This is a genomic window from Enterococcus sp. SB12, assembly GCF_030910025.2.
GTDB classification, from domain to species: domain Bacteria; phylum Bacillota; class Bacilli; order Lactobacillales; family Enterococcaceae; genus Enterococcus_B; species Enterococcus_B faecium.
In genome coordinates this window covers 392,222-405,417 of sequence record NZ_CP175675.1, presented here as the reverse complement: position 1 = coordinate 405,417, position 13,196 = coordinate 392,222, and the positions used below count along the sequence as shown (strand labels likewise).

General features: G+C 37.8%; 11 protein-coding genes and 3 pseudogenes. 3 read left to right on the top strand and 11 right to left on the bottom strand.

Annotation, left to right across the window (positions count from 1 at the left end; genetic code table 11):
• The first annotated feature begins 50 nt into the window (after positions 1-50).
• Entirely contained in the window at positions 51-2,201 is a 2,151-nt protein-coding gene (locus tag RBL01_RS01940; protein ID WP_002318529.1) for a glucosaminidase domain-containing protein, read from the top strand.
• A 51-nt stretch (positions 2,202-2,252) separates the two neighbouring features.
• On the opposite strand, the pseudogene RBL01_RS01935 reads toward RBL01_RS01940, so the two are convergent.
• The 3 genes and pseudogenes from RBL01_RS01935 to RBL01_RS01925 form a co-directional block, all read right to left on the bottom strand.
• Positions 2,253-3,293 (bottom strand): annotated as a pseudogene (locus RBL01_RS01935) (aldose epimerase family protein).
• A 276-nt stretch (positions 3,294-3,569) separates the two neighbouring features.
• Positions 3,570-5,372 carry an ABC transporter permease gene (locus RBL01_RS01930; RefSeq protein WP_307780906.1) on the bottom strand — a complete coding sequence of 601 codons (1,803 nt, stop codon included), beginning with the start codon at positions 5,370-5,372 and terminating at the stop codon, positions 3,570-3,572.
• A gap of 13 nt (positions 5,373-5,385) precedes the next feature.
• Positions 5,386-5,862 (bottom strand): annotated as a pseudogene (locus RBL01_RS01925) (ABC transporter ATP-binding protein); the annotation flags it as partial.
• Between the two features lie 82 nt (positions 5,863-5,944).
• On the opposite strand from RBL01_RS01925, the gene RBL01_RS01920 reads away from it, so the two are divergent.
• Positions 5,945-6,904: an IS30-like element IS6770 family transposase gene (locus tag RBL01_RS01920; protein ID WP_115235099.1), complete on the top strand. Its 960-nt coding sequence runs from the start codon at positions 5,945-5,947 to the stop codon at positions 6,902-6,904.
• Positions 6,905-6,909: 5 nt separating this feature from the next.
• Here the strand turns inward: RBL01_RS01920 and RBL01_RS01915 are convergent.
• The 8 genes and pseudogenes from RBL01_RS01915 to RBL01_RS01880 form a co-directional block, all read right to left on the bottom strand.
• Positions 6,910-7,206 (bottom strand): annotated as a pseudogene (locus tag RBL01_RS01915) (ABC transporter ATP-binding protein); the annotation flags it as partial.
• Between the two features lie 8 nt (positions 7,207-7,214).
• The gene (locus RBL01_RS01910) at positions 7,215-7,577 is read right to left on the bottom strand and encodes a YxeA family protein (RefSeq protein WP_002286306.1); all 363 of its coding nucleotides are present in this window, start codon (positions 7,575-7,577) and stop codon (positions 7,215-7,217) included.
• A 175-nt stretch (positions 7,578-7,752) separates the two neighbouring features.
• A complete protein-coding gene (locus RBL01_RS01905) occupies positions 7,753-8,625 on the bottom strand; it encodes an SPFH domain-containing protein (RefSeq protein WP_002319206.1) in 873 nt (290 codons plus the stop codon).
• Positions 8,626-8,675: 50 nt separating this feature from the next.
• Positions 8,676-9,164, bottom strand: coding sequence for a DUF5348 domain-containing protein (locus tag RBL01_RS01900; RefSeq protein ID WP_002286309.1), 489 nt, complete (start codon positions 9,162-9,164; stop codon positions 8,676-8,678).
• Between the two features lie 137 nt (positions 9,165-9,301).
• Entirely contained in the window at positions 9,302-10,093 is a 792-nt protein-coding gene (locus RBL01_RS01895; RefSeq protein ID WP_002322196.1) for a DUF4097 family beta strand repeat-containing protein, read from the bottom strand.
• Between the two features lie 54 nt (positions 10,094-10,147).
• Positions 10,148-10,756: a DUF1700 domain-containing protein gene (locus tag RBL01_RS01890; protein WP_002286313.1), complete on the bottom strand. Its 609-nt coding sequence runs from the start codon at positions 10,754-10,756 to the stop codon at positions 10,148-10,150.
• Positions 10,749-11,066, bottom strand: coding sequence for a PadR family transcriptional regulator (locus RBL01_RS01885; RefSeq protein WP_002286315.1), 318 nt, complete (start codon positions 11,064-11,066; stop codon positions 10,749-10,751). Before RBL01_RS01885 ends, RBL01_RS01890 begins: the two co-directional genes overlap by 8 nt.
• A gap of 155 nt (positions 11,067-11,221) precedes the next feature.
• Positions 11,222-11,950, bottom strand: a complete 729-nt coding sequence (locus RBL01_RS01880) for a DUF554 domain-containing protein (RefSeq protein ID WP_002294613.1) — start codon at positions 11,948-11,950, stop codon at positions 11,222-11,224.
• A 158-nt stretch (positions 11,951-12,108) separates the two neighbouring features.
• On the opposite strand from RBL01_RS01880, the gene RBL01_RS01875 reads away from it, so the two are divergent.
• A complete protein-coding gene (locus RBL01_RS01875; protein WP_025478232.1) occupies positions 12,109-12,990 on the top strand; it encodes a LysR family transcriptional regulator in 882 nt (293 codons plus the stop codon).
• The last annotated feature ends 206 nt before the right edge of the window (positions 12,991-13,196 follow it).

The window sequence follows — 13,196 nt, the reverse complement described above, 5'->3', positions numbered from 1 at the left end:
GAATGCTGAATAAGACAGAAAATCAATGAAAGGAAAAGGACTAGTTTATTATGAAAAATAAAAAAACGATACGTTTGCTAGCTGCTACTTGGCTGATTGCTCCGTCTGTTTTGTCGACCAATACCGTATTTGCCGTAGATAATCAAACAGCTGGTCAAACAGTCACAACAGATACGACTACATCCAGCTCAGCTACTAGTGAAACAACGGATTCTTTTACAGAAGACCCAACTGGAACAACTAACTCAACAACAGGATCGACCGAGCCAACTGAAATTGATCCGGCTGATCCATCAGAAAATGAAAAGCCAGCCGAGACATATTCCCTTACAATTGCTCCTTCTTTGATTGGTAAGATCCAACTGACTGCTTCGACAGCGGATTCCCCTGAACAGCAACCTTTGGATATTACGGAAAGTGGAACGGTAGAAGGTTTATCAGCGGAAACGAAGGTAACTTACACTATTACGCCAGCTGAAGGTGAACAAATTGCTTCAGTCGCTGTTAATGGTGCCAAAGAAGTAAATTATGATGCAAAGACCTTTACAGTAGGTACGAACAATTTATCTATTACTGCAGAATTTGAACCTGTACCGGATACTTCAACAGAGAAACCAACTGATCCTAGTGAAGAAGTCCCTAGTACACCAGATCCGGAAACGCCAAACAAACCAGATGTGGGTAATAACAACAATAACAACAATAATAATGGTTCAAATAATTCAAACAATAATAACAATAATTCGAACAACGGGAATTCTTCGAATCAAACAAACCCATCTGGATCGAATAACAATGGAAATACTCAGAGAGAACCAAACCATCCAAACAATGGTTCATCGAATGGCGGAACGAACAATGCTTCATCTCGTCCAAATACAGCAAATCAAAGCGGTATAGAGAATCCATCTTCTGCTTCTTCTGATTTTGTTGTAAAATCACCAATTGATGCTGTATTGCCTACAAATACAACGAATGTCCAACAAGCAATCGTTCGAGAAGCATTCGAGCATCTTGGAAAACCATATGTATGGGGAGCAAAAGGTCCAAATACTTTTGACTGTTCTGGTTTGACTTATTACGTATATATGAAAGCAACCGGTCATTATATCGGTGGCTGGACAGGCGAACAGCAATATGCAGGTACGCAGATTCCAGTAAGTCAGGCCCAACCTGGCGATCTCGTCTTCTGGGGACCTTCTTCCGGTGTTACTCACCATGTAGGTATCTATATTGGGAACGGACAATTTATCCATGCGCCCCAACCAGGAGATAAAGTTCGAGTAACTTCTATTTCAGATTTCACGCCTGATTTTGCTGTCCGAGTAAACTTAGCAGGTTTACCTGCTGCTTCAGGCTCGCTAACTGGTTCATCTATTTTAGATGGATTAGATGGCTCGTTCCATTTCAGTCAAAACCAAACAACTGATCAGTTCTTGAAAAAGATTGCAGATGATGCACAGGAAATCGGGCAAAAAGAAGGAATCTACGCATCAGTCATGATGGCTCAAGCTATCCTTGAAAGTGGATCTGGAAACAGCTTATTATCAAGCGAACCAAATCATAACCTTTTTGGTATCAAAGGATCATATAATGGAAGCAGCGTGACCTTCAATACACTTGAACAAGATAGTTCCGGACAAAGCTACCAAATCCGCGCACAATTCCGTAAATATCCTTCTTACAAGGAAAGTTTGAAAGACTATGCCGACTTGATCAAAAATGGACTGACTGGCAATCCTGATTTCTACAAACCAACTTGGAAGTCGGAAACAAAAGACTACAAAGAAGCAACCAAATATTTGGAAGGAAGTTATGCTACAGATCGCCAATATTCACAAAAATTGAACGCGATCATCGAAGCGTACGACCTGACAAAATATGATGAACCGAAAAAAGAAGCAGCAACAACTGAAGAAGCAAACGCTGAAATCCTCAATATGTCTAAGCGATTCGATGTGCCAATCAAATGGACAACAGATGGCGTGCCAATCACAGGATTAGAATTTTCAACGATAAAACGCGTCAACAACGCTTCTTCCATCTTCCGTGTCGCTTCAATCTGGGATTTGTGGAACAATTTTACGGCAAGACAGATACCAGAAACAACTACTCGTACAGTTAAAGCTGCAACTGTTCCTGTACTAACCTTGTTAAGTTTAGACAAATCATTCTGGCTTGATCTGCCTTTAAAGAAATAGAATAAATTAAAAAGGGGATGTGACACTGTCACACTCCCTTTTTAATTTATTCTATTTCTTTATATTTATTTTGTATTCCGTTACAAACTCGCGTACTTGGTTAGGTTCCAGAGTGACATCTCCAAAACTTTCAAGTCGCTCCGCTCCTGGCAGTTCTTGAGTCTCAAATGTGATACCGCCATGATTTACTAATTTATTCCCGCGCATTTCCGGTCCATCTTCTCCAAAATTTGCTGTAAAAATCACGATTCCTGAAGCATCTGTTTTTACTTGGATCGATACTTTTTCATCTGGGCTTGTCAATTCCGCAGCATTTAGTAAACCAGATTGTTTTTTCAACAAAAATGGATGATCGATACCGCCCACTATCATTGATTGGCGAAAATCACTGGCAAAGACCTCACCTAATTTTTTAGGACGTTGGAAGTCAAATGCTGTGCCACTTACTGAAACTACTTCTCCTGTAGGCGTTGTATCTTTATTGAGCGTAGCAAATAATCGGCTATTCAACCAAAGTATATGTTCGTCGATTGACTGTGCTGGATCACCGGTTAAATTGAAATAGACATGATTTGTAGGATTGAATACTGTTTTGCGGTCACTGATCCCTTGGACCGTCACTCGCCATGTATCATCGTTCGTCAGCGTATACCGTACTTCTACATCTAAAGTTCCAGGAAATCCGTTTTCCATATCTGGGCTAGTCTGATAGAAAATGACCGATGCTTCGTTTTCACCATTGATGACTGTATAATGCCACTGCTTGGCTTCAAAGCTAGGTGCACCACCATGTAAACAATGACCAGTGTCCGGGTCTGTTTTTACTTCGAACGTTTCATCATCTAATTTGAATGTGCCATTCGTAATCCGTCCAGCCATACGTCCGATTGAAGCACCGATATAAGGGTCTTTTTCTAGATATTCTTTTGCTTCATCAAAACCTAAGATCAACTCTCATTTTTCATTATCGATTATTGTTTGAAAATGAACAACCCGTGCCCCAAGATCACTGACAGACAAAGATGTCCCATTTTGATTCGTGATCGTAATCAAGTGATAGTTTTCGCCAAAATTTTGTTCATTGATTTCCATGTTCCTTGCACCCTCTTTTCTTTCATTTGCACTGATTCCAGTATACATGGAAACCGTTTTCTTAACAGCTTATTCCGTGAGTAACGAGAAAAAATTTACTATATTTTAATAAAAGACCGTGAAAAAAAGGTTGTGACAAAAATATTGTCACAACCTCTTTTTCCGAACAAACGGTGTTCAAAAGCTTGCATCTGCGGTAATAAGCCCAACCAAACGAAAAATATGAGGAGCTATTTTTGCTTGGCTGTTCTTATTACTTGATGCAGGACAGCTTTTTCACAATCTCTTTTTCAATACGATTCCAGTATATAACCATGTCGTCAGTACATAGTAGATGAAATACAATACGAAGAAGATCGTAAACGGAACCCAAATATCTTTGTATGGATTTTGCATGAATAGACCAAACATTTGTAATCCGAATAAGACATGGACTACACCTAAGATTCCTGGTGCTAAGAATAACACGCCTACTTCTCTACGGATCGATTGTTTAAGCAACCCGCGTCGTGTTCCTATCTTTTCAAGCATTTCATAACGAGCAATGTCACTCTTGCTTCCTGACAAGATCTTGAACATCAAACAGCTAGCAAGCATGGTCAAGAAAGCTAAACCTAGGAAGAATCCCATAAATTCAAAACCAGAGAATAGACCATTATACACTTCATACATTTCATATTTCTGGTTGCTGTACTCTACTTTTTGCAAAGATGGATTGTTCATTTTATTTTGAGCAACAAGTGTTTCGATTGGTTTCAGGTTTGCTTGGAAGTCTTTTACCTGAACTAGCTGTAAAGTGGATTGTGGCAAGTTCAGTTGATCAAATTCTGATTGACTGACTACCTTGATTTCTTTTTCTTGCTGTTCCGGCAATTCATAGCTTCGAAGTTCCTCTTGTACAGTCAGTTCATTCATTTTTTCAGCAGGAACTTTTTCTTTCGTGATCTTCGGCGGTGTTCCATCTTCATGTTTTATCATGATCAATGGTTGAGCCGCAAATTCACTTGCATTATAGTAAATCGTTCCCGCATCTTCTTTTTGAGTATAAGAAGCAGAAAGTGTTGGTGAAAGTTCTTTGATTTTTTGCTGATCTTCTGCCCGAGGATTATTCATCACTAGATCATATCCAGAATTGTTTTCTGTCAAGTCTGCAATTTCATTTTTAAAACCTAATCCTACCGTCAAAGCGCCCAGTGCCAAGGCAAACAGCATAGCGACCATTGAGAGCATTTGTGTATATTCACGAATACGAAAGTTTAACTGTGACAATGTGAAATTGTTCAATTTTTTCAATGAAATCTGTTCTGATTTCTTTAGTAATGATAAAAAGAAAACGATCACAGAATGGAAAATGAAATAAGTTCCTAATACGATCGTAACTAAGGCTACCCCTATACCAAAGACTTGATAGGTCCCCACGTGTTTCATCATATAGTAACCGCAGCCTAGAAAAGCAATCCCCAGTACTACTTCAAGGAAAAACAAGAATTTATGCTGCTTGATTCTTGTTGGTGTCTGATCCGCACGAATCAATGCTAATATCGGTTTTTTGACAATCGAAAAAGCATTGACAACAGCAGCTAATAAAAACAAAACAGCAAAAAACAAAACAGTGATCAACAACCCGTGAATACTAAAAGGTGTAAAATGCGAAATATTGAGATCTAACTGATCCACTAATAATCGGTGGACGATACTTGTCAATCCTACACCGACAGCTGAACCCACTAAAGTAGCTGCGATCCCTACTAAGAATGTTTCAGAAAAAATCATCTGTGCGATTTTTCTGCCTTTTGCTCCTAGCATCATAAACATTGCATAGTCTTTTTGCCGCATCGTCATCAAAAAGGAATTTGCATATAAAATATAAACGAATGTGATGATCCCTAGTAAAACAGAACCGAATCGGAAAATGATAACTGTAGCCGCAACGATCGTATTACTTTTCAAAAAAGCTTCGTTGCTTGCCATTGATTCAAACATGTAAAAAATAGCAGATGCCATAACTAATCCTGAGAATAACACCAGGTAGTCTCTTAAACGGCTCTTGATCCCAGTAAGTGATAATTTCCAAAGCATAGTCAATCTCCCCCTACTGTTCCAAGTTTCCAAGAATAGATAGTATTTCTCGATAGAAGGAATCACGGCTTTGATCTCCACGTTTCACTTCTTGATGGATACCGCCATCCTTGATGAATAAAATACGTTGGCAATAACTTGCAGAAAACGGATCATGCGTCACAAGAAGAATCGATACATGATCTTTTGTATTCAATTCGTCCATCGTATCTAAAAGATCCCGGGCACTTTTGGAATCCAGCGCACCTGTAGGCTCATCCCCTAATAGAATCGTTGGTTGTGTGATCAATGCACGTGCGGCGGCGACCCGTTGTTTTTGTCCACCGGAAATCTCAGAAGGATAGCTTTCCAAAATATGAGAGATGGATAAACGTTCTGCAATTTTTTGGACACGTTGCTTGATTTCTTTTGGTCTGACGCCTTGTAAAGAAAGAGGAACAGCGATATTTTCTTGTGCTGTCAAGCTTTCTAATAAACGCGAATTGTAAAATTAAGTTAGAAAAATAAAAAGGCATTTATGGTACACTCAAATTGTATTTCCGACGAAAGAAAACAAAGGAGTGTAACCATAAATGACCTACAAACATCTTACCATAGACGAACTGACAATGATAGAATCATATTATCTTCAACATAATAAGCCGGTTGAAATCGCTAACCGAATGGGACGTGCTATACAAACTATTTATAATGTAGTCAATAAGTTCAAGCAAGGCAAGACTGCTCTTGATTATTGGCACCAGTATAAAGAAAATAAGAAAAAATGTGGGAGAAAAGTCATTCAATTACCTGCTCATGAAGTAGATTACATTAAAGAGAAAGTCACTCTTGGTTGGACGCCTGACGTCATTATCGGGCGAAAAGAAAGGCCTGTTTCATGCGGTATGAGAACACTTTATCGTTTATTTTCTAAAGGAATATTTGATATTGACACACTACCGATGAAAGGTAAAAGAAAACCCAATGGCCATCAGGAAAAACGGGGAAAACAACAGTATCAGCGCTCAATCCATGATCGACCTGATAATTATCCTGATTTCAATTCTGAGTTTGGTCACCTTGAAGGTGATACGATCGTTGGCATTCATCATAAAAGTGCCGTCATTACTTTAGTTGAAAGGTTATCTAAAGTCATTATCACGATTAAACCCAACGGCCGTAAGGCATTAGATATTGAAACTGCCCTTAATCAATGGTTTTCTCGCTTCCCTAAAAACTTCTTTAAATCTATTACGTTTGACTGTGGAAAAGAATTTTCTAACTGGAAAGCCATTAGTAACCAACATAATATTGATATATATTTTGCGGACCCTGGAACACCTTCTCAACGCCCATTAAACGAGAATTCTAACGGGATTCTGCGTCGTAATGGACTGCCGAAATCAATGGATTTTAGAGAAGTGAATCAGACATTTATTTCCAGTGTCAGCAATCAACGTAATCATATTCCAAGAAAATCATTGAATTACAGAACACCAATCGAAATATTTTTGAGCTATGTACAAGAAGCATTTTATTCTAGCTTAATTTGACAAATCATAAAATTAAAGTCTTGGAAAATAAAGCCAATCTCATTCGCACGAAAATCTGCTAGTTGATTTCCTTTTAATGTAGTCACATCTTTTTGATTGATTCGGATATGCCCATCTGTTGGTTTATCTAATGTGGATAAAATATTCAAAAGTGTCGATTTACCAGAACCAGAAGCGCCCATGATCCCAATAAATTCGCCTTTTTCTACATCGAAGCTGATGCCGCTTAATGCTTGCGTCTTTTTCTCATTGTTTTTTCCGTATACTTTTGTTACATTCTGTACTTCGACTATTTTGTTCATTTCTTTCCCTACCCTTTAATTAGTTTTTCCAGTGCTGTTTTCGGCACGTCTTTTTTTTCGACTTCTTCATACGAAGTGACACCTTTATTTTTGTTCCAGGTGATTTTTAAATATGCTCCTTTACGAAGCGGTCGAGTCAATTGTCCCTTGAAGTCCAGTTCTTTTTCCTTACCCTCTTTCGTATAGCCAGGCAGGATATATCTATAGTTGACTGTTTCTTGTCCAGAGTCTGATTTTGAAACTGTTTTTGTACCATCTGTCGTAATTTGTACATAGTATTCTTCTCCACCCATAACTACGTAATCTGCGATTTTCACCCCTGCAAGTACCACAACGATGAAAACAAGTAGACCGATCAGAAGTTTTTTCACTTTTTCCCCTTCTCTCTTACTTTATATACTGATTATAGAAAAAAGCGAACAATTCTGCCTTCGAATCAACTATCATTCTTCTTTCAATTTTGTCATTTTCTTTAAAACAACTAAAAAAAGAGTTCAAGACAATAATCCGTCCTAAACTCCTTCTTCCTATCTTACAAAAAGTATGTCACTTACGGTCTTTCATGTCGCCTGTATTGATAACAGGTTGCGTTCCTTTGTCTGTAATGATTGAGACAAGTAAATTATTGATCAATTGGACTTTCCGATCATCGGTGAAATTGATTTCTTGTCCATCTTCGATTTGCTCTAAGGCCATTTTAGTGATCGTGACAGCTCCTTCAACAATGGTTTGTCGAGCAGACAAAATGGCTTTTGCTTGTTGACGTTGGAGCATGGCACTAGCGATTTCTGTTGCATAGGCTAAATGGTTCAAGCGTGTTTCGATTACTTCGACACCTGCTACTGCTAAACGCTCTTGCAGCTCTTTTTGCAACTCGTCAGACACTGCCGTCGTGTTTCCTCGAAGCGTCAAATCATTCTCATTGAATGTATCATACGGGTATTGGCTAGCGATATGCCGAATGGCTGTCTCACTTTGGATTTCTACAAAATCTTGATAATACGCTACATCGAATAATGCCTTTGCTGTATCAACGACTTTAAAGACTACTACTGCTGAGATTTCGATGGGGTTTCCATCCAAATCATTGACTTTTAAAACAGAACTATTGAAATTCCGAACTTTCAACGAAACAGTCATTTTTTGTGCCAAAGGTATCGTAAGGAAAAAGCCATTTTCTCGAATCGTACCTAAATATTGTCCAAAAAACAAAATTACTTTTGCTTGATTAGGACTGACTACAGTTGCCGAACTTAACAACAATAACGTGATCAACCAAAGAAAAATACTTAAAAAAAGTGCCCAAACTTTCGCTTGCCACATGCCTAAATAGAAGAAAAACAATCCAACTAAAGCTAATACGACCAATCCGACAATCCCTGCATAACCATTGATATAAAATGCTCTTTTTTCTCTCATACTACTTCCTGCGCTCCTTTATCCTTCAATAAATATCTAATGTTACTTTTTTAATTTTTTTTTCGAATACGCGCCATTACACCTTCTAGTTCTAACTCTTTGTCTTCAGTGATGTACCAACCGCTTGCCTGTGTCCCTCCGGCTGCCTGCGGTAAATAATCCAATTTTGTTCGAACCCAGTGCTTTTCTTCTGTAAAATAGTCTTCTACCAAGACCTCTAGATCCATCCCTGCTGAAAGAGGCAAATCTTCCCGAACAGATTTAAAGATAAATCGTTCCTTCTTCCCATCATACTTCAATATTCCTGTATCGATAATCGGTAAAGAATAATAATCCAGCTCTTTCTTCACCGTCAATAAATGTTTGAAAACTTCATGGTACACTTGCTCTAATTGGCGACCTTCTGAATTGTTCGGGTAATTAACCATCACTTTTTCTTTGTCTGGATCATAGAAGGTTTGGCTTAGTTGAGTGATATAAGTATGTAATCTTTCCATTTCTGTCTTTAACTTTTCTCTTTGACCTTCTTCTACCTTCATATACTCTTTCACCCTGTTTTCTTTTTAGATATTTTCTTTCTTATTTTACTATAGTTATGTGCGTTAAGCGATGAAAAACAGCAAAGATTGGAAGGATCTTTGCTGTTTTTTCTTAAAATATCCAGTTGAGTACAGGATCAATCTGTTTCATTGTCCTCTTGATCCGTCGTAATATTGATCGATGTGTCTTTAGCAGTGATCTTTAGCTTTTTCTGTCCTTGTTCTAACAAAGTATTTGTTATTGGCTGGTAGTCTTTTTCAATATAAGATTCACCAGACGTTTGGATAGTATAGCCACTGTTTTCCATCTCATGCAAAGATAAATTACCACCGTTTAGGATGACTTTTCCTTCTTTGCTGATCAAACTGTCTTCTAGATGGAAGTTGCTGTTTTCACCTGTGACGATCAAGTTATCCACATTGGCCTCATCTAGTCGAAGTGAGCCTAATTCATCTTTCGCAGTTATTGTTCCTCCTGTAAATTCATTGAACGATACCCAGCCATCATGTGTCTTAGTATTCACTTTTTTGATTGATACTTCGTTGATATCAATTGCACTATTATTCCCTTCGATTGTCAATTCAGATAATTCATGATCTGCAGGGACAACAATAGTGATTTGTGCACTTGTGTCTTCTAAACTAATGATTGCACCTGTTGATTTTTTGACTGCATTCACAGTCAACACGCCATTTTTCTCCTTTATTTCTGGCTTTTCTGTCTTATCATAAGTCGTTTTTATCTCAAAATCCAATCCGCGTATGACCGAAACTGTTTGATTTTCTGCATGGATGACGATTTTGTTTGCATCCTTGATTTTTTTTGTCTCAGTAACCATATCGATCAACCGAGGACCATTATCCCAAGTCAGACTCTTTTGAGCGCCTAATGTATAAGTTGCACCTGCTAGGAGGCCACCAGTAAGCATCAGACCAATACCGGTAATCAAAAAATGTTTCAATCTCAATTTATGTGTCCTCCTTCAAACGCCCGCTGAATGCAGATCTCTTTTTGTAATAAAACGTCGTCCCATCCATTTAACAAAGTTCATCATGACATAAAAAAGCCCTTTTGTTCCTTTCAGCAACAGTGGCGAAATAAATACTGCGCTTCCTGTGGCGAACAGACCGACACCGATAAAGAATAATCCACTCAGAATCGATTGTCCAAACACACTTATTCCTGATATGATCATGAATAGGCCAACACCTAAGATACTGATACATAAAACATAGATACTAAAAATGAGCGCTAGTAAAGCAACCAATAGTCCCCCAATAACCAATATAAACCCCAGTGCTAGTGGAATGAGGACAGGAGAAGCAAATAAACCGATAATGATTAACCAAATCAGGCGAATTTGTCTTTTTGGATTTTTCACTAACTCGTTTTCTGCTTGTTCTTCTTCTGAAAAGTAACTGATTTTTAATTTTAAGGCAAACTGCTTTGGTGTACCATATTCATCAATGATCTGATCTAATGTTTTTCCAGAATCTAAAAAATATTCCTCATAATACTGGATCAAATCAAAACGATCGTCTTCAGGAATTTCTTGAAGATGATCCACAACTTCATTCAAATATTCATTCATTTGTGCTCTCCTCCAATAACCGGTCTAAAGAATCTCGAAAAACAATCCATTCATCAATAATTTCTTCTAAATGACGACTTCCCATTGGTGTCAACGAGTAATATCGACGGTTTCTGCCTTCAAAAGGTTCATCATAGGTCTCAAGATATCCTTCTTTTTTCAATCTTCTCAAAACCGGATATAGTGTAGATTCACTGACAGAGAGACTTTCTTGTACGATTTTTGTTAAGGCATACCCATACATATCTTCCTTGCTTAATGCTGCTAGCACAGTACCATCAAGAAGAACAGTTGGAATCTGGATGTGCATTACGTCACCTTCTATTCTCAAGTGTAATATTTTATTTCAATCTATATTATACAACATATAATATAGTTTCAAAATTAGTTTGTCAAATACAAAAAAACTGACTAAAAGATTTGATCCTTTTTAGTCAGCAAAAAATGGCTTCTCTTTGATTTTTATTATAACAGTGGCATAATCCAATTTGTCCACATCCAGCTTAGTGGCATGATAACGATCATTGCAGGTATCATGTCAGCTACTGGGAACATTTTCACGTTGATCATTCTAAAACCGGTAGCGACCATCAAGAATCCGCCGCAAGCTTTAAAATCTAAGATCATGTCTGGTGTAGTCAATGGATAAATAAATTTTGCCAATAAGAACAAAATATAAAAAATAATGAATTGGGGAATTGCTATCACAGAAACGACATACCCTAAATTACACGCAAAAATAGCTGCTGTGAAAAAATCAAGGACAGATTTAGAAATCAAAATCGTACTGTCTCCTGTCATCCCAGAATCTAAACTTCCATAGATCCCCGTACCACTTGCACAAAATAGAACAATGACCGTCACTAATGTACTGATAAATTCATCGTGGGTCATACCAAGCTTTTCACTAGGGAAGATTTTAGAAATAGGTACTTGCATCAGCGCAGCCCCCTTATTTATCCCATTACCTAAATGAACAATCAGACCAATCGCTGTTCCTATCACTAAAGCAAAAATAACAGCCGGCATATTTTTCATCGGCGCAATGGAATAGATTCCCATCCCCATCGAACACACACCAAAAACCATCGTCAGCTGTGCTTTAAAATGTTCACTTAATTTATTTCCTACTAATCCGCCAATTAGTCCGCCAAGCAAAACGGAACCTACATTGATCAAAACTCCAGTTGGCATCAAAAAACTCCTCTCTTTTTCTACGAAGCGAAAAAAATCAGAAAAATTTCTGTAATTATTGCTTTCGCTGCAAGAAAGATTGTAACAGACAGAGAAGATTACACCAATTCATTTTTTGTGTTAAAGTATTCTTTATTGGAATAAGTAGGAGGAATATGATGGATATCCATAAATTCGAAGTTTTTCTTGATTTAGCCGAAACAATGAATTTCACCAAAACTGCTGATCGACAATTCACCACCCAAGGAAATATTTCTAAACAGATTCTTTCGTTAGAAACAGAATTAGACGTCAAATTATTCGAACGCGCCCATAGAAAAATCGAATTGACCGAAGCTGGAAGCTTATTGCTCCCATATGTAAAAAATGTCGTAGAACAATACCATGCTATGCAAGAAGTGCTTGAAACCTATACGAAAGACAACAATCTTTCATTAAATATCTTAACGATACCGACAATGATCAATTATAAAGGTTTTTCCAAAATCACCGACTTTTTGAAACGCCATCCTGAATTTACAGTCCAGTTGAAAGAAGTGGAAAGTGTCGAATTAACTTACAATGACGCCAATGAACATAGTGACACGATCCACTTTGCTAGAAGTTTCCAGGCCCCGCCGAGTTCGATTGAGTGGTTGCCTACTGAAACAGACGATTTTGTAGCAGTTCTACCTAAAAATCATCCTTTAGCTAGTAAAAAGAAATTGGATCTAAGCGAACTGAAAAAGGAGAACTTTTTGCTCCTTGGCCCCACTACGAACTTGTATCAACCTGCACTAGATCTGTGTCGCAAAGCTGGATTTGAACCAAAAATCTCTTATAAAGGAGCAAGAATCGACTTGATCATCAATATGATTGCAAATGACATGGGGATTGCTATTGTTATGGAAAAAACAGTCAAAAATCTGTTAAAAGAAAATACTGTGATCCTCTCCATCTCTCCAACAAAAGAAAGTTATCTCGCATTTACGCGTAAAATCGGTGAACATTCTTTGGCTTCAGACACATTTTGGGAGTATTTGAGACAAGAAGAGAACTAAGCCCTTCATTTTCTGTCTATCTATCCATCCAAAAAGAGAGCGACTCATGACTTTCGCTCTCTTTCTTGCATCATATCCTTGTTTCAATAACACCTCTAACATTTCTCGTAGTTCAATAGGAAAGCAGCGATTTTTATGCCAAAAGAACCGTAAGAACATTTCCCTAATCACAAAAAACGACTAAAAACCCCTAAAAACCTTCGATA